The following is a 17843-nucleotide window of genomic DNA, read 5'->3' as shown; positions in this document are numbered from 1 at the left end:
GGACGAAATTCCTTTGAACCCTTCGTACGCCTGACTGCGTCTACAGGGCGGACACGACGCCGAGGCCGTCACGCAACTGAGTCGTCACGCCACCGCGCCCCGGAGAAAGGACGGAAGACGTGGGTCGTATAACCGTCGACTACGATCTGATGTACTCGCTCGCGCGGGACATATGGGCTCTCCGCGACAGGCTGCTCGACACCTCGCGCGCCAACCACGACTTCGCCCCGACGGACATCGGTCCACGCAAACAGACCGCCGACTCGCTGACCGATTTCTACGATGCCTGGAAGAAGTCGTTCGGCGATGCCTGGCAGGTGATGACCGATCTCGGCAATCTCCTCGACGAGATGGGCAAGGCCTTCTACGACCAGGACGCACAAGGCGCCATTCCCGCGCGCCAGCAGGAAGCGGCCATGCTGCGCCGGGACATCGAGCAGCAGAACAGGGCCAACCAGCAGAAGCAGGAAGCCCGGGTAAAGCAGGCGAAGGCCGAAGAGGTGCAGGCGCGCTACAGGACCAGGCAGGCACTTCTGGACAAGCAGCAGGCCGAGCTGGACAAGAAGCGGACGGTCCTCGAGAACGAGCAGCTGGCCCAGCAGAAGCGGCAGGAGGACCTGAACAAGCAGCAGGAGGCCCTGCAGAAGAAGCAGGAACCGCTGCAGAGGCGCCAGGAGGAACTGCAGCGCGAACAGCAGGAGCTGTGGCAGGAGCAGAACGCCCGGCGTGAGGCCCAGGCGGCGGCCTTCAAGGAGCAGCAGGACGCCCTCGACAAGGAGTACGAGGCCCTGCGCAAGGAGCAGGAACCGCTGCAGAGACGCCAGGAGGAACTGCAGCGCGAACAGCAGGAGTTGTGGAAGGAGGAGTCGGACCTCCGCGAGAAGCAGGAGGCGGCCTTCCTCGCACAGCAGACCGCCCTGCAACAGGAACAGGACCGCTACGACGCCAAGAGCGCCGCCCTGACCAGAAAGCAGGAGGACCTCTGGAAGGAGCGGGACGCCCTGCTCCGGAAGAAGGGCGTCACCCAGGCGGAATTCGACGCCTGGCAGAGGAAGCAGGACGCCCTGTGGAAGGAACAGGAAGCCCTGTGGGAGGAAGAGGGGGCACCCCTCGAGAAGAAGTGGAACGACCTGGAGCAACTGGAGAAGGACCAGCGGAAGGAGTTCGAGTCCCTGTCGACGAGGCAGGAAGTCCTGAACAAGGAGCGCGAGGAACTCGCCGGGGAACAGGAACCGCTGACGAAGCGACAGGACGAGCTCCAGGAGAAACAGCAGGACCTCTGGAATGAGCAGAACGCCGAACGGAAGGTCCTCGAAGGAGACCTGACGAAGGAACAGGACGACCTGAACCGGAGACAGGACGATCTGCGGAAAGACCAGGACGCCCTGCAGCCGGAATCGGACGACCTGCAGAGGCAGCAGGAAGACCTGTGGAAGGACCAGGCGGAGAACGAAAAGGCGCAGGACCGGCTCGACGAGGAAGAGGAGCCGCTGCGCGAGCAGTCGGAGGAACTCCAGAAAAACCGTGCCGAAGAGCTCGAGGAACTGGAGAGAACCCCGGCTTCCGAATTGCAGAAGGACACCGGCTGGCTGCGCAGGCACCGTGAGTGGGCCGACGACCCGGTCCCTGAGCCGTCACCGGTGCCCAAGGGCCTGGTGCGGGAGACCCCGGACGGCAGGACGGAGATCTCCTACAAGCTCGACGAGAACGGCGAGATCGCGCTCGACAAGAACGGCCAGCCTCTCGAGACGACGACCACCGTCACCAACAAGAAGAACGGCATGGTCTACTCCGAGACCCACCACCCACTACCCGGTGACGGGGACTCCGTGACGACGATCCGGAGCTCCGACGGATCCGTCACCAAGGTCTATGTGGACAACAATCCCGAGGGGTATGGCCCAGGGGAATCGATGCGCTATGTCACCGACGAGAAGGGCGCCGCGATCCAGACGTGGCGCAAGACGGCGGACGGCGAGTGGGGGATGGTCTGGGACAGAAGCAGTTCTCCCTCAGGTGAGGAGGACGCCGCGAACGGCGTGGGCAGGCCCCCCGCGTACCTGACGGTCGAGAAGCCGCTCGTCGACGGCGGAGGGCGCCCGGCCGACGACACCTTCTCCCCGCCGATGCCCACCGAGCTGCCGGACGGCAACACCCGGACGGACTACATGCGCCCCGACGGTTCCGAGCTCAGGGTCGTCACGACGGACACCACACGCTACGTCGCCGACGGGAACAACGAGATCCAGGAGATCTGGTACAAGAACCGGAACGGGGACTGGTACCTGAGGGAATCCATCACCCAGCACACCCGCTACGGCGACGAACCCCCGCTCGGGAAGCTCGGAGAAAACTGGCAGTGACCGTCCGCGGACGGACGTGCACCCCGGCTTCCCACCCCATGACTCCCTGCGGGCGCCCACATCCCCCCCTCGGGTGCCCGCAGGGCCCCACCGGAGCGCTGCCATCCCGGTCGCGCGCCGGCGGTTCCACCATCACCACCGTGCACCGGTCGCGTGACCGGGCGCACCGTAACGCAAAAGAGGACACCATGCCCAAGACCCACGTCGATGACGAGCAGGTCGACGCCACGGCCGCCAAGCTCACCACCGCCGTCGACAGCACTCTCGTGCCCCAGCTGGAGAGCCTGCAGCGGGATGTCGTGGATCTCCTCGGCAACGGCCTGGTGCTGGCGCAGACCAGCCCCGCGCTGCAGGACTCCTACATGAACTTCAACAAGTCGGTGACGGAGGCCGTGCAGAACATCAGGGAGTTCGCCAAGCAGTTCGTGTCCGTCAAGGACTCCGTGAAGAACCTGGACGCTCAGATCAAGCAGAGCATCCCGACTGGTAGGTGACCGACCTCACCGCAGCATCCAGGGGTGCCGGCCCGGAATCCCCTCCCCGGGCCGGCACCCCTTTGGTGTGCCGGCTGTGCGGACCGGATGCCAGGTTGGCCGACGGGCCGGACATCAGGTCTGGACCAGGTCGTTTCATCCGGATCACGGTCTCATGTGGAACCTCACGTTCACCTCAAGACCTCTTGAAAGTCGTCGCGGCGCACATAGACTCACGCCCCAGCAGGGACAGGAACTGCCAATTCCGTTTGTGGGGGCGGGAGTGCCTGGGGACCTGCACTCGCTTCGCTCGACTCATGCCGCAACGCGCGGCGCCTGACGGGACCGGCTCGTGGACCGAGACCGGTACTGGGGGAGGCAAACCCATGAGAACGTCCCTGCCCGGCCCATCCATGCCTGGGAGCGCTCCCAGTGATGGTGAGACCGTTCCTTCCGGTGACGGGCCGGTCCGTGTGCTCTACGAACAACACCATGGGCCGCTCCTGCGCTACGTCAGCGGCATGCTGCGCGGCGACCGGCAGCGCGCCGAGGACTTCGTCCAGGAGACCCTGCTGCGCGCCTGGCTGAGCTCCGCCGACCAGCCACCGGGCTGGTCGCCCTCGCGGGCCTGGCTGTTCAGGGTGGCACACAACCTGGTGATCGACTGGACGCGACGCGAGCAGGCACGCCCCGAGCTCCACCAGGAGCTCCTGGAGACCCACGCCGAACCTGTCGACCCGATCAGCCAGGCGGTTCACCGCTGCTTCCTCGTGCACGCCCTCTCGCGGCTCTCGCCGCCCCACCGCGAGGTGCTCTTCTACGTCTACATGCTGGGCTGGACCGGCCCGGACGCCGCGGACGCGCTGTCCATCCCGCCGGGTACGGTGAAGTCCCGCGCCCACCACGCGATACGCGAGCTGCGCCGGCGGCACCCTCTGCACACGCTGGTGGCGGCATGACGGCGGGTACACGGCTCCACTGGCACGTGATCGCGCTGGCCAAGCCCAACAAGTCGCTGATGACGGGGATCCTGGTCGTCGTCGTCGCGCTTCTGCTGCTGTTCCTCCTGCTGCGGTACTTCGTACGCAAGCACGGTGGCTGGCGGCGGTGCCGGCGTCGCGTCTCCCGGGAACTCGCCCTGACCCGTCGGGCGTTCGGCGAGCCGCTGCGCGCCTTCCGGCGCCACCGCCGAGGAGTACGGACCCTGGCCCGCCACCTGTGCGACCCCCGGGCGGGTCTGCTGGTGCGGCGGTTGCTGGACGCGGCCGGGGCAGCCCTCGGCGACGTGCCCGGGGCCTTCCCCTACGGGCTGCGGACCGGGCCGGGGGGAGCCTTTGTCCAGATCGCCGCCCGCCGGCTGCCCGAGCCCCCCGCCCCCTGGGAGGCCGACGAGGGACCCGGCCCGCAGTCCTGGTACCTGGAACTCGACCGCCTCGAAGACGGTGTGGCCCTGCCCGACGCCGTGCCCCGGGCCGGGGCACGGGTCCGGCCGCTGCCCGTCGCCGTCGGTATGGCGGACGACGCCTGCGTCCACCTCGACCTGGCCGCCGGACCACGGATGATCACGGTCGAAGGTGACGCCGCCGCCCGGACGCGCCTGTTCCAGGCACTGGCCGCGCAGCTCGACCGACCCGGCAGCGGAGCCTCGGTGACCGTGACGGACGGTGTCCACCCGCACTACCACGGGGAGCGGCTCGAGACGGTGCTGCGGGAACTGGAGGACACGCCTCCCGCGGAGCCGGAGGAGACGGTCAGCGCCACCACCAGGGTCGTGGTCTGCGCCGCCCCCACCCGGGAGCAGACCAGGAGGCTGGGAGAGCTCGCCGCCTCGGGCACCGCGGTCTGTCTCGTCGACGGCCCCGCACCCGGGCACAGCTGGGCCCTCCGCGTCGACGCCCGTGGCCGGGTCACCGCCCCGGAACTCGGACTGCACGCGGACTGCGCCCCGCTCGGCAGGGCCGTCGCCGCAGCCGTACGGGCGGACCGGCGCCGCTCGCGCCGCGCACCCGAGCGACACCGGCCGGCCGAGCAGGCCGTCGAACCGCGCGTCCAACCGGAGCAGCGGGCGCCCCGGTCACCCGAGCTCGTGGAGGAACCCGTGCCCCAGGTTCCGGCCCCGGCCCGGACCATGACCGGTGCCGACCTGCTGTCCGAGCCCGCCACCGCCCGGACGCGCCCCGCCCAGGCGTCCTCCACCGACGAGCAGTAGCCCGCCGCCGCTGCGTCACCCCGTCCCGTTGCTCGCCCCCGAACCACTCGAAGGGGAGACGTGAAACTCCTCATCACCACCGTCACCGACGGCGACCTCTCGAGCCGTCAGGACGTCGTGCTGAGCGCCGACGCCACCACCCCCGTGCAGGAGGTCGCCGAGCACCTGGCCCGTATGCGGGCCGAGGCCTCGGCACCGGGCACGACGACCACCGCGCCCGCCTGCTATCTGGGAGACGAACCACTGCCCCCCGGAGCGCCGCTGGCCGCCACCGAGATCATGGACGGCAGCGTCATCGGCCTCGGCGCTCCCGTTCCGCGGGCCGCACTGGAGTACGGGCCCGAGCGCTCCGCGATGCCGCAGCCGCAGCGGGTCGACCACGCACCGGTCGTCGAACTGCAGCTGGTGGGGGGACCGGACGCCGGACGGGTGTACGCCCTCGGTGTCGGCACCCACGGCATCGGCCCGCTGGAGGGCTCCGCCGTACCGCTGCACGGCCGCGGCGTTCCGTCCGACGGCGTACGGATCACCGTGCGCCCGGACGGGTCGGCCATCGTGGAACTCCCTGCGGACGGCGCGGCACGGCTGTCCGTCCCCGAGCCGCCGGAGCACCGGGGCAAGCCCGACCTCCCGCTGCTGCCGCTCGTGCCGGAGGACGAAGAGGAGGAGCAGGCAACCGACGAGCCGTGGGACACCGCCGTCCTCCCCGACGGCTGGGAACCCTGGCCCGTCGGTGCCGAACTCGAACTCGGCGCGTTCCTGCTGCGACTGGCCGAACCGACCTCGAGGGACGCCGCGGTGGTGCCGTCGGAGGGCGGTGGGGGCCTGGACTACAACCGCCCGCCGCGCATCCTGCCGCACCTCGCACCCGAGCGTTTCCGGCTGCCCGCACCTCCCGAGCCGCTGGGGCGCCGGCCCATTCCGCTGCTCGTGGCGTTCGCCCCGATGGTGTTCGGCCTCGTCATGGTCCTCTTCTGGAACTCGTACTTCTACCTGATCTTCATGCTCCTGTCGCCGATACTCATGGCGGCGAACCACCTCAGCGGGCGGCGCCAGGCACGCCTGGACCACGAGGAGAAATGCCGCGTCTACCGTCTGCGCCGCGCCTCCCTGGAGGAGGACGTCCGGTACAGGGTCGCCAAGGAGCAGCGGCTGCGGACCGAGAACGCACCCGACCCGGCGCTGGCCGGACTGTGGGCGGTCGGCCCCGGCCACCGGCTGTGGGAACGGCGCCGCGGTGACCCGGACCACCTCGCCCTGCGCATCGGGACCGCCGAGCAGCCGTCCCTGCTCGGCATCGACGACTCGGCGCGCGAGGACAACCACACCGCCGTCCACTGGACCATCCCGGACGCGCCCGTCGCCGTCGACCTGGAGACGTGCGGTGTGGTGGGCGTGGCCGGGGAGACCGGACCGGTCCAGGCGCTGGCGCGCTGGATGACGGCCCAGGCCGCCGTTCTGCACACCCCCCGCGACCTGCGGATCGTCGTGCTCACCGACAAGGCGTCGCAGGAGTCCTGGGAGTGGGCCTGCTGGCTGCCGCACACGCGGGAGGGTCTGCCCGGATCCCGCGGCGGCGCCGTCACCCTCATCGGCAACGACCCGGAGACGGTGGCGAACCGCGTGGCCGAGCTGGTCTCCACCCTGCGCACCCGCCAGCGGGCCGCCGAGTCGACCATGAGCAAGGCGCTGCTGAGCGAACCGGACGTGCTGGTCGTGATGGACGGCGCCCGCCGCCTGCGCGACGTCCCCGGTGTCGTCTCCATCCTGAAGGAGGGCCCCGGGGCCCGGATCTTCCCCCTCTGCCTGGACCACGAGGAACGCCTCCTCCCCGAGGAGTGCACCGCGGTGGTCCGGTACGAGAACCACCGGCTGACCCTGCGTCGCACCGGACAGCCCGACGTCCCCGACATCCGCCCCGACCTGGTCGAACCCGCGTGGTGCGAGCGCCTCGCCCGGGGTATCGCCCCGATCCACGACGTCACCCCGGACGCCTCCGAGGGCCTGCCGGACGGCGTCGGCCTGCTCGACCTGCTGGGCATGCCGGAGCCGAGCGGCAAGATGATCGCGGCGCGCTGGACGGAACGACCGTCGTCCACCTCGCTGCTGCTCGGCGCGGGCTACGACGGCGCGGCCGCCTTCGACCTGGTGAAGGACGGCCCGCACGGCCTGGTGGCGGGCACCACCGGATCCGGCAAGTCGGAGCTGCTGCAGACCTTCGTGGCCTCGCTCGCCGCGGTCAACCGGCCCGACGAGCTGACCTTCGTCCTGGTCGACTACAAGGGCGGAAGCGCCTTCAAGGACTGTGTGAAGCTGCCCCACACCCTCGGCATGGTCACCGACCTCGACAGCCATCTCGTGCAGCGTGCGCTCACCTCGCTGTCGGCCGAACTGCTCCGCCGCGAGCACATCCTGGCGGCCGCCGCGGCCAAGGACCTGCCCGAGTACCAGAGCATGCGCCGCCGGAACCCGGAGCTGCAGCCCGTGCCCCGGCTGGTCATCGTCATCGACGAGTTCGCCACCCTGTTCCGGGAGATCCCGGACTTCATCCCCGGCCTCGTGGGTATCGCCCAGCGCGGCCGGTCCCTGGGCATCCATCTGGTCCTGGCCACCCAGCGTCCGGCCGGTGTGGTCAACGCCGACATCCGCGCCAACACCAACCTGCGGATCGCCCTGCGCGTCACCGACTCCGGCGAGAGCCAGGACGTCATCGACACCAAGGACGCCGTCAGCATCTCCCCGAACACCCCCGGCCGGGCCCTGGCCCGGCTCGGGCACGGCACGGTCGTCCCCTTCCAGACCGCGTACTGCGGTGCGACCCGGCCCGGGCCCGCGCCGGCCCAGGAGCCACAGCGGCCGGTCGAGTCGGAAAGGCCCCAGGTCTGGGGGACCGAACTGCCGTGGCAGCGTCTCGGCCGTGCCGTCGGAGTGCCGGATGCCGCCGACGAGCCCCGTGCCGCCGCCGTGGACGACGACCTCCCCACCGACCTCAACGCGCTGGTCGAGGCGGTGCGTGAGGCGACGGAGCTCCTGGACTGCGTGCCCCAGCCCAGCCCTTGGCTGCCCCCGCTCGACAGCAATGTGCTGATGGCCGACCTGCCGCAGCCTGAAGAGCCCGGCGGAGCCCGACTGGCGCCGGTGTCCTGGGCGCTGTCGGACCTGCCCGGCTCCCAGGCGCAACTGCCGGTCCAGCTGGACCTCGACACCTTCGGCCACCTGTATGTCATCGGCATCCCGCGCTCCGGGCGCTCGCAGGTGCTGCGGACCATGGCCGGGGCGCTGGCCCGTGGCCACTCCGCCGCGGACGTCCACCTGTACGGCATCGACTTCGCGGGCGGCGCGTTGTCCGCCCTGGGCGTGCTGCCGCACTGCGGCGCCGTCGTGCTCCGCGGCGACACCGAGCGGCTGGAGCGGCTGTTCGCCCGGCTCGATGCCGAACTGGGGCGCCGCCAGGAACTGCTGACCGAGCATCACGCGGCGAATCTGGCGGAGCTGCGCGAGATCGTCCCCGCGGCGGCCCGCCCGGCACACGTCATGCTGCTCATCGACGGCTGGGACGCCCTCGTCGACCTCATCGCCGATCACCACGGCGGCCGGCTGATGGACCAGCTCAACCGCCTCCTGCGCGAGGGAGCCGCCTCGGGTCTGCACGTCGTCGCCACGTCCGAGCGCGCCCTGCTCGCCTCGCGGGCCAGCGCGCTCAACGACAACAAACTGCTGCTGCGGCTGAACGACCGCAGCGACTACCACCTCGTGGGCAAACGCCCGGCCGAGATGCCCGACGTCATCAAGCCCGGACAGGGCTGGACCTCCGACGGCACCGAGATCCAGGTCGCGCTGCTCGGACCCGGGGCAACCGGGCAGGAGCAGGCGGAGGCACTGCGCGCCATCGGCGAGGAGGCGACCCGTCGTGACGCGGGGCTGCCCGCCGCCCGCCGGCCCGTCCGCATCGGCTCGCTGCCCGCGAAGGTGGACTTCACGGAGGCGTACGAGAAGGTGGCGGAGGAGTTCCGCCGGCCCCTGTGGGGACTGCTGGGCCTGGGCGGTGACGACGTCGCGCCAGTGGGGGTGGACTTCGCGGACGCGCCGACGTTCGTGGTCGCCGGGCCTCCCGGATCCGGCCGCAGCACCACGCTGGCGGGCCTCGCGGTCTCCCTGCTCGCCTCCGGTACCCGGCTCGTCGTCCTCACGCCCCGGGAGTCGCCGCTGCGTGCTCTGGACGGGCATCCGGGAGTCCGGCTGCTCACGTCACGGGCGCCCACGGCACGGGAGTTCGCCGCCGCCCTGGAGAGCGGCAGCGAGCCCTGCGTGGTGCTCGTCGACGACGCCGACCTGGTGGCGCTGCCGGAGTTCGACCAGGACCTCCGTGCCCTGGCCGAGTCCGGCAGGGAACGCGGCATCGGGCTGGCCGCCGCCGCCACGGGGGACACCATGGCGGGAGCGATGGGCTGGCTCGGTGCCCTGAAACGGCAGCGCAGAGGTGTGCTGCTGGACGCCCAGAGCCTGATGGACGGCGACGTCCTGGGCATCCGCCTGACCCATGCCCACCTGCGCAACCGCAGGCCCGGCCGGGGCATGACCGTCGACCCGCGCTCGGGAGAGCTGATCAACGTGCAGATTCCCGAGACCACCTTCGACTGACGAGTCCGGTTCCGGACGGCCGCGCACAGGGCTGGCCCGCCCTGTGCGCGGCCGTGCCGTACCAGGACACCGGCAACGGCTCGAAGGCGCACCTCGGAAAAGGACGGCTCGCGTGCCGAACGACGAGGGCCGTCCCGCGCACAGGGCACCTCTTCAAGGCGGCTGAGCGGCCGGTCCGGTGTGTGCGGAAAACAAGTTGTTCGGCAGGTCGGACATCGTTCGAAAACCCTTGACGCCCCTGCACACCCCAGTTGACACTCTCGCAACACGACGTCACACCGACGAAACGGCGGAATCCCGGGGGAGGGGGTCCCGCTGCCCGCCTTGCCTGTCTTTGCCTCACAAAGCCGTGCCTCAGCAGGGAAGACCCGACATGACCAACACCGCACGACCCAGCCGGGCGAGACGTGGGGCGAGCCGTCTCGCCGGACTCGCCGCCGCCTCGCTGTTCCTCGGTCTGGCCGGCCCCGCCATGCCCATGGCCCAGGCGGCGGACCCCGTGGACGTCACCGACGGCCTGGCGCTCCGGTACAAGCTCGACGCCTCCTCCGGAAGCGTGGCCGCCGACTCCTCGGGCAACGGTCGTGACGGCACCGTGAACGGCGCCGCGGGCTGGTCGGGCAGCGGCGAGGGCCTCGCCTTCAACGGCTCGGACACCTACATCAAGGTGCCGAACAACATCATGAGCGGCATGAACTCGATCACCGTCTCGATGGACGTGAAGATCGACTCCGCCCAGGCGACCCCGTACTTCATCTACGGCTTCGGCAACACCAGCGGCACCGCGGGCAACGGCTACCTGTTCACCACCGGCGACAGCTTCCGTACCTCCATCGCCACCGGCAACTGGTCGACCGAGCAGACCACCAAGCCCTCCACCTCCTCGAACCTGACCCGTTCCGTCTGGAAGCACATCGCCTACACCCAGACCGGCAACACGGGCGTGCTCTACGAGGACGGCGTGGAGGTGGCCCGCAACACGGCGGTCACCATCACTCCCGGCGCCATCGGCTCGGGCACCACCACCGCCAACTACGTCGGCAAGTCGGTCTATCCCGGGGACAAGCTCTTCAAGGGCAGGATCCGGGACTTCCGGGTCTACAACCGGGCACTCGCCTCCTCGGAGGTCGAGCAGATCGCCCTCCCCGTCGACGTTCAGGGCGTCGCGGACGACAAGGCCGCCCTCACCCTCGGCGACACCAGCGCCGTCACCTCCGACCTGACCCTGCCGACGGTCGGCACGGCGGGCGGCTCCAAGATCACCTGGGCCACCGACAACGCCGACGTCGTCTCGGCGACCGGCAAGGTCACCCGCCCCGCCGCCGGCGAACCCGACGGACACGCCACGCTCACGGCGACCCTGAAGAAGGGCACCGTCACCGACACCAAGAGCTTCGACATCACGGTCCCCGCCGACTTCGACGACGCCACCGCCACCGAGCAGGCGGCCGAGAAGCTCAGCGTGCACAACCTCGACGACGTACGCGGGAACCTCACGCTCCCCGCGACCGGCGCCTTCAGCACGAAGGTCGCCTGGTCCTCCGCGAACCCGGACGTGATCTCCGGCGACGGCGTGGTCCACCGCCCCGCGCACGGCGACGGCGACACCACGGTCACCCTGACCGCCACCGTCACCAAGGGCGACGCGAAGGCGACCCGCGAGTTCACCGCCAAGGTGCCGGAACTGCCGCAGAAGGAAGCCCTCAAGGGCTACATGTTCAGCTACTTCACCGGCGAGGGCACCGCGGACGGCGAGCAGCTCTACTTCGCCCTCAGCAAGGGCAACGACCCGCTGAAGTGGCGCGAGCTGAACGACGGCAAGCCGGTCCTCACCTCCACGCTCGGTGAGAAGGGCCTGCGGGACCCGTTCATCATCCGGTCCCCGGAGGGCGACAAGTTCTACCAGATCGCCACCGACCTCAGGATCTACGGCAACGGCGACTGGGACCGCTCGCAGCGCACCGGCAGCAAGTCCATCATGGTCTGGGAGTCCACCGACCTGGTGAACTGGACCAACCAGCGCCTGGTCAAGGTCTCGCCCGACAGCGCGGGCAACACCTGGGCCCCGGAGGCCTACTACGACGAGAAGCTCGGCGAGTACGTCGTCTTCTGGGCGTCGAAGCTGTACGACAACGAGGCGCATTCCGGCGACACGTACAACCGCATGATGTACGCGACCACCCGCGACTTCCACACGTTCAGCGAGCCCAAGGTCTGGATCGACCGCGGCTACTCGGTCATCGACTCCACGGTGATCCAGCACGACGGGACGTACTACCGCCTGTCCAAGGACGAGCGGAACAACACCTCCTCCACCCCCAACAGCAAGTTCATCTTCGAGGAGAAGAGCGACTCGCTCCTCAGCACCTCCTGGACCGCGGTCGCGGAGGGCATCGGCAAGGGCGCGATGAACGCCGCCGAAGGACCCCTGGTCTTCAAGTCCAACACCGAGGAGAAGTGGTACTCGTTCCTCGACGAGTTCGGCGGCCGTGGCTACATCCCCTTCGAGACGACGGACCTCGCCTCCGGCACCTGGACCCCGTCCACGAGCTACGACCTGCCCGCCAAGCCCCGCCACGGCACCGTGCTCCCGGTGACGCAGGCCGAGTACGACCGCCTGCTGCGCACCTACCAGCCCGACCAGCTGGTGGAGAGCGTCGAGGACATCAAGGTCGAGACACGCATCGGTGACGCGCCGGTCCTCCCGGCCACCGTCATCGCCGAGTACGCCGACGGCGTCAAGCGTCCCGTCTCCGTCGACTGGGACGACGTCCCGGAGTCGGCGTACGCCCAGGCCGGCACCTTCACCGTGAAGGGCGGCCTGCCGGACGGCGCCGCGCTGGAGGTCCGCGCCGAGGTCACCGTCTCCGAGAAGGGCCCCGACGTCCCCGCCGACCTGCTCCTGCGCTACGACTTCGACGAGACCGGCGGCAACATCGCCCGTGACTCCAGCGGCCACGGCTATCACGGCACCTACGTCCGCACGCCCGACTTCGGCACGGGCGTGAAGGACGGCTCGTTCAAGATGTCCGGCGGGTCGAGCAGTTCCACCACCTCGCCGTACGTCCGGATCCCGAACGGCGTCCTGATGGGCACCGAGAGCGTCACCGTCTCCACCTACGCCAAGTGGAAGGGCGGGGACAACTTCCAGTGGCTCTTCGGCCTCGGCCCGGACAGCAACAAGTACCTCTTCGCCACTCCCTCCAACGGCGGTTCCAAGCTCTTCTCGGCGATCTCCAAGACCAGTTGGTGGGGAGAGAGCCAGATGATCGGCGGCTCCCAGCTCACCCCCGGTGAGTGGAAGCACGTCACGGTCACCCTGAACGGCGCGACCGAGACCGCGGTCCTCTACGTGGACGGCGTCGAGGTGTCCCGGGTGAGCGGTGTGACCATCAAGCCGTACGAGCTGTACGACGCGACCAAGGGCTACTCCGGCTACATCGGCAGGTCCCTGTACTCCGCGGACCCGTACTTCGGCGGCGAGGTGGACGACTTCCGGATCTACAACCGGGCGCTGTCGCCCGCCGAGGTCCTGGAGCTCGGCGGCAACACGACCGGAATCGCGGCGGCGACCCACCCCGCGCTGAAGGTCGACGCGATCATCAACGACGCGGACAGCAGGATCATCCTGCCGCTGACCGAGGAAGCCGACGTCACCGCCCTCGCCCCCGAGTTCACCCTCGCCCACGGCGCGGCCATCAGCCCCGCCTCCGGTTCGCTGCACGACTTCACCGAGCCGGTCACGTACGAGGTCACCGGCTCGGACGGCGAGAAGCGCACCTGGACGGTGGAGGCGCAGCGGATGCGCAGCCCGGTCCTGCCGGGCCTCAACGCGGACCCGAACATCGTCCGGTTCGGCGACACCTTCTACATGTACCCGACCACCGACGGCTTCCCGGGCTGGAGCGGCACTCAGTTCAAGGCCTACTCCTCCAAGGACCTGGTCCACTGGAAGGACCACGGCGTCATCCTGGACCTCGGTCCCGACATCTCCTGGGCGGACAGCCGGGCCTGGGCGCCGACGATGGCCGAGAAGGACGGGAAGTACTACTTCTACTACTCCGCGGACGCGAACATCGGCGTCGCCGTCTCCGACTCGCCCACCGGTCCCTTCAAGGACCCCCTGGGCAAGCCGCTGCTCAAGGCCGGGCAGCTCACCGGCCAGATGATCGACCCGGCGGTCTTCACCGACGACGACGGCACGTCGTACCTGTACTTCGGCAACGGCCGCGGCTACGTCGTCCCGCTGAACGACGACATGATCTCGTTCGACGAGTCGAAGATCACCGACATCACGCCGAGCGGCTACAACGAGGGCTCCTTCGTCATCAAGCGCAAGGGCACCTACTACTTCATGTGGTCGGAGAACGACACCCGGGACGAGAACTACCGCGTGGCGTACGCCACCGGGGACTCGCCCACCGGCCCGTGGACCAAGCGCGGAGTGATCCTCAGCAAGCGCCTGGCCCTCGGGATCAAGGGCCCGGGCCACCACTCCGTGGTCGATGTGCCGAACACCGACGACTGGTACATCGCCTACCACCGCTTCGCCATCCCCGGCGGTGACGGCACCCACCGCGAAACCACCATCGACAAGCTGGAGTTCGACTCCGAGGGCCTGATCAAGGACGTGGTGCCCACCCTGACCAGCGTCGACCCGGTCACCATCGTCCACGCAGGCCCCAGCGCCTCCGGCACCGAGGGCACCGCGATCCCGGTCACCGGCACCATCTCCGGAGCCGGCGACCCGAAGTGGACGGTGGAGGACGGCGCACCCTGCGTCTTCGCCGACCCCGACGCCATCCTCACCACGATCACCTGCGACGACGACGGGACCTACAAGGTCACCCTGACCGGCGGCCGCAGCAGCGACTCGCTCACCGTCACGGTCGGCAACGCGGCCCCGGTGATCACGGCGGCGACGGGCCCGAAGGACCCGGTGGCGGCGAACAAGTCCACGGTGGTCACCGCGGACTTCACCGACCTGGGCTCCGACGACACCCAGACCTGCCGGGTCGACTGGAAGGACGGAAGCGACCCGACCTCCGGCACGGTCACGTCCTCCGGCTGCACGGCCGGCCACACCTACACCAAGGCGGGCATCCACCGCCCGGAGATCACCGTCACCGACGACGACGGCGGCTCGGACAGCACGACCCTCCCCGAGCTGGTCGTCTACGACCGGGCGGCGGGTCCGGCGATCGGCGTCGGCTTCTTCTTCTCGCCCGTCGGCGCCTACCCCGCCAAGCCGGAGCTGACCGGAATCGCGGGCTTCTCGTTCGACGCCCACTACAAGAAGGGGGCCACGGTGCCGACAGGCCGTGCCACCTTCGACTTCCTGGGCGCCAAGCTGAAGTTCCGCTCCACCGGCTCCGAGTGGCTCGTGGTCACCGGTTCGAAGGCCGTCTACCAGGGCTCCGGAACCGTGGGCGGCACCAGCGGCTACGGTTTCCGGATCACCGCCACCGACGGCCCGGACACCTACCGCATCAAGATCTGGAAGAAGTCCACCGGTCAGGTCGTCTACGACAACGAGACCGGCGCCAGCACGGCCGGCATCACCATCGGCCGGCTGTAGCGGGAATCAGGCCGTACTCCACCGAGCGGCGCCCGGGGCAAGCCCCGGGCGCCGTCGGCGTGTCGCGGCACCGCCTGCGCCGGATGGACCACGTCCGGTCTGCACATACAAGCTGTTCAGCCTAATTTGTCCCCATCTGTCACGGATGGAGGGTGGACGATGGTCGACAGCCCGCACGCCACGCTCGTGGGCGCCTCACAGGCCGGGCCGCCCTTGGCCGCCCGCAGGCCGGGGCGAATACGCCGCGACGCCTTACTCCTCGCGGTGGCGGCCGCGTTTACGCTCGCCCAGCTCACCCTCGTACGGCCCGGAATGGGCCTCGGCTGGGACGAGACGGTGTACGTCAGCCAGGTCAGCCCGCACGCACCGGCGGCGTTCTTCAGCGCCCCGCGCGCGCGAGGCGTCTCGTGGATCGTCGCGCCGATCGCCGCGTGGTCGTCCTCGACCGCTCTCCTGCGGATCTTTCTCGCGCTGCTGTCGGGCCTGGCGCTCTATCTGGCGCTGCGCGTCTGGCGAGGGGTCTTCCCGAAACGTGTGGTGGCCCTCGGGGGAGCGCTCTTCGCCTCGCTGTGGGTGACGCTCTACTACGGCCCGCAGGCCATGCCCAACTACTGGGTGGCGATCGGCGCCCTGGCCTGCGCGGGTTGCTTCCTGCGTGCCCGGGCCGACCGCTCCGACCGGGCCGCCCTGTGGGGCGTGGGCGCCGGCGCGGCGCTGATGGCGCTGATGCGGCCCACCGACGCGGTGTGGGCGACCCTGCCGCTTCTGGGCCTGCTGCTCTGCGTACCGCGCCGACGGCACCTCGGGCTGCTGGCGGCCCTTCTCGCGGGCCTCGCCGCGGGAACGGCCCCGTGGGTGATCGAGGCGTACATCAGCTACGGCGGCCTCGGGCAGCGGCTGGCCGACGGCTCCCGGATCCAGGGCGGACTGGGGTGGAACATCGCCGTCGACGACCAGCTGCGCAGCCTGAGCGGCCGTACCCTCTGCCGCCCGTGCACCGGACCGCCGGCCCACATCGCGGTGGCGGCCTGGTGGTACGCTCTCCCGCTGTTCGCCGCCCTCGGGACGCTGGTCGCGGTCAGGGCCCGGCGCCCGGCGCCCACGCTGGTCCTCGTGGCCTGCGCCGCGTCGGCGGCCGTCCCGTACCTGTTCATGATCGGATACGCGGCGCCGCGCTTCCTGCTCCCGGCCTACGCGCTGCTCGCGATCCCGGTCGCCGACGGGCTGGCGCGCCTGGTGAGGGTGCCGGGCGGGAAGTGGCGCACGGTCGCCGTCACGCTGGTGGTGGTCGGGCTGGCCGGGCATCTGGCGGGGCAGTTCGCGGTGCTCACGCGCACGGTGAACCGCACCGTCGAAGCCCGCCGCGACTGGGACCGCACCGCCGTCGAGCTCCACCGCCTCGGCGTGCGGCCGCCCTGTGTGCTGACCGGTCACCTGGCCATCCCGATCGGCTTCTACGCCGGGTGCTCCTCCGTCTACACCGAGGGCAACAACACCAACGTCACCCGGGCGGAACTCCTGCGCACCTCCCGGCGGACTCCGTTCGCCGTGCTCACCCCGCCGAGGGCCGCCCCGCCCGACTACGCCCGCGGCTGGCCCGTCCACCGGTCCGGTCACCTCGACTTCTACGTGGCACCGAGCGCCCGCCCCCGAGGCTGAGGCACGGGTCCGTCACCGGGCCCCGTCGTCCAGCAGCAGCATCAGTGCCCGCGCCGCCGGGCTGGTGGCCTCCGGGGGCGGGAGCATGGCGACGGTGTCGTACGACGTCTCCCCGCCACCCTTCAACGGAACCGCGGCGAGGACCGACGCCTCGCGCTTGTGGCCGAAGTGCCGGGGGACGACGGCGATACCGAGGCCCTCCTGGACGAGGTCGAGGAGACTGTGCACGTCGTTGACCTCGAGGGCGACCGTCCGGTGCACGGCCGCCGCGGCGAAGGCCGCGTCCGTGGTGCGGCGCGGGCCCCAGTCCGGATGGAAGTCGACGAAGGCCTCGCCGCCGAGGTCCTCCGGAGTGACCGGGCCCCCGCCCGCCAGCCGGTGCGTGGGATGGCAGAGCACGGTCATCGGCTCACTGGCCAGCGGGATGCAGCGCAGCTGCGCGGTGTCGGCGCGGGTCGTGACCGCGAACGCCAGGTCGAGGCGCCCGGCCGCCACCTCCTCCGCCAGCGCGCCCGAACCGGCCTGCCGCAGCCGGATCTCCACATCCGGGTGGCGCCTGCGGAAGGCAGCCAGCAGCTTGGCCACGCACACCCCTGCGGTGCACTGCTCGGTGCCCAGCGACAGGGTGCCGCGCACCACGCCCCGTACCGCCGCCACGGCGTCATGGGCCGCGCGGACCTGGGCCAGGACGCGCTCGGCCTCGGTGAGCAGCGCCCGCCCGGCCTCCGTGAGCGTCACACGGCGCGTGGTGCGCACGAACAGCGGTGCCTGGAGCTCCCGTTCCAGCGAGCGGATCGATGCGGACAGACCCGACTGCGAGACCATGAGCCGCTCCGCCGCCCGGGTGAAGTGCTGCTCCTCGGCGACCGCGACGAAGTGGTGCAGGTGACGCAGTTCCATGATTGAGAAGCCTAGACGCT

At 70.3% G+C, this 17843-nt stretch carries 8 protein-coding genes; 7 read left to right on the top strand and 1 reads right to left on the bottom strand.

Annotation, left to right across the window (positions count from 1 at the left end; translation table 11 throughout):
• The first annotated feature begins 119 nt into the window (after positions 1-119).
• From FNH04_RS05555 to FNH04_RS05525, 7 genes are all read left to right on the top strand, one after another.
• Positions 120-2363 (top strand): collagen binding domain-containing protein, encoded by a 2244-nt coding sequence (locus FNH04_RS05555; protein ID WP_152780881.1) that lies wholly within the window; start codon positions 120-122, stop codon positions 2361-2363.
• Between the two features lie 188 nt (positions 2364-2551).
• Positions 2552-2857 carry a hypothetical protein gene (locus tag FNH04_RS05550; protein ID WP_152780879.1) on the top strand — a complete coding sequence of 102 codons (306 nt, stop codon included), beginning with the start codon at positions 2552-2554 and terminating at the stop codon, positions 2855-2857.
• A gap of 452 nt (positions 2858-3309) precedes the next feature.
• Entirely contained in the window at positions 3310-3795 is a 486-nt protein-coding gene (locus FNH04_RS05545; protein ID WP_194236565.1) for a sigma-70 family RNA polymerase sigma factor, read from the top strand.
• Positions 3792-5045: a hypothetical protein gene (locus tag FNH04_RS05540; RefSeq protein WP_152780875.1), complete on the top strand. Its 1254-nt coding sequence runs from the start codon at positions 3792-3794 to the stop codon at positions 5043-5045. The genes FNH04_RS05545 and FNH04_RS05540 overlap by 4 nt, the downstream gene beginning before the upstream one ends.
• Before the next feature lie 60 nt (positions 5046-5105).
• Positions 5106-9686 carry an FtsK/SpoIIIE domain-containing protein gene (locus FNH04_RS05535; RefSeq protein ID WP_322722628.1) on the top strand — a complete coding sequence of 1527 codons (4581 nt, stop codon included), beginning with the start codon at positions 5106-5108 and terminating at the stop codon, positions 9684-9686.
• A gap of 373 nt (positions 9687-10059) precedes the next feature.
• Positions 10060-15264 carry a family 43 glycosylhydrolase gene (locus FNH04_RS05530; protein WP_152780873.1) on the top strand — a complete coding sequence of 1735 codons (5205 nt, stop codon included), beginning with the start codon at positions 10060-10062 and terminating at the stop codon, positions 15262-15264.
• A gap of 159 nt (positions 15265-15423) precedes the next feature.
• Positions 15424-16923: a hypothetical protein gene (locus FNH04_RS05525; RefSeq protein ID WP_152780871.1), complete on the top strand. Its 1500-nt coding sequence runs from the start codon at positions 15424-15426 to the stop codon at positions 16921-16923.
• Between the two features lie 12 nt (positions 16924-16935).
• Here FNH04_RS05525 and FNH04_RS05520 read toward each other — a convergent pair whose 3' ends face one another.
• The gene (locus tag FNH04_RS05520; RefSeq protein ID WP_152780869.1) at positions 16936-17823 is read right to left on the bottom strand and encodes a LysR family transcriptional regulator; all 888 of its coding nucleotides are present in this window, start codon (positions 17821-17823) and stop codon (positions 16936-16938) included.
• Positions 17824-17843: the final 20 nt, after the last annotated feature.

Origin of the sequence: Streptomyces phyllanthi (genome assembly GCF_009377205.1) — a bacterium.
Taxonomy (GTDB): Bacteria; Actinomycetota; Actinomycetes; order Streptomycetales; family Streptomycetaceae; genus Streptomyces; species Streptomyces phyllanthi.
Note: the sequence above shows the minus strand (reverse complement) of the source record. Positions and strands in the feature narration are given on the sequence as shown.

What these genes read in the sequence shown, in the direction of transcription:
- FNH04_RS05550 (WP_152780879.1), top strand. Translation starts at nt 2,552, where the DNA reads ATGCCCAAGACCCACGTCGATGACGAGCAGGTCGACGCCACGGCCGCC.
- FNH04_RS05540 (WP_152780875.1), top strand. Translation starts at nt 3,792, where the DNA reads ATGACGGCGGGTACACGGCTCCACTGGCACGTGATCGCGCTGGCCAAG.
- FNH04_RS05530 (WP_152780873.1), top strand. Translation starts at nt 10,060, where the DNA reads ATGACCAACACCGCACGACCCAGCCGGGCGAGACGTGGGGCGAGCCGT.
- FNH04_RS05525 (WP_152780871.1), top strand. Translation starts at nt 15,424, where the DNA reads ATGGTCGACAGCCCGCACGCCACGCTCGTGGGCGCCTCACAGGCCGGG.
- FNH04_RS05520 (WP_152780869.1), bottom strand. Translation starts at nt 17,823, where the DNA reads ATGGAACTGCGTCACCTGCACCACTTCGTCGCGGTCGCCGAGGAGCAG.